Origin of the sequence: Streptococcus sp. CCH8-H5 (assembly GCF_001556505.1) — a bacterium.
In the GTDB taxonomy this organism is placed as follows: domain Bacteria; phylum Bacillota; class Bacilli; order Lactobacillales; family Streptococcaceae; genus Streptococcus.
The window spans coordinates 1-256 of record NZ_LSIZ01000155.1 but is presented as its reverse complement, the minus strand read 5'-3'; the positions used below and the strand labels follow the sequence as shown (position 1 = coordinate 256).

Below are 256 nucleotides of genomic sequence, written 5' to 3'. Positions count from 1 at the left end.
ACAGGAGTTACTGTTGGTGTGTACTTAGCTGTGATTTCAGTTCCGTTCTTATCCACACGTTTCACTGTTACACCTGAAGCAGTTCCAGTAAATGATTTTTCTGGGACGAAGGTTACTGTGCCATCAGGAGCTACAGTGTAAGTACCTTCTCCTGGAATAACTTTAGTTGTTGAGCCATCTTCAAAGGTTGCTGGTACATCGTCATCCATTGGGATTGCAGGGTTACCAGGTGTGAAGCTTGGTGTACCTGTTTGTG

At 44.5% G+C, this 256-nt stretch carries 1 protein-coding gene; it reads right to left on the bottom strand.

The window, feature by feature from the left end; all coding sequences use genetic code 11:
- Positions 1-256, bottom strand: a 256-nt coding sequence (locus AX663_RS10180; RefSeq protein ID WP_156430785.1) for an Ig-like domain-containing protein, incomplete at both ends; no start/stop codon positions are given.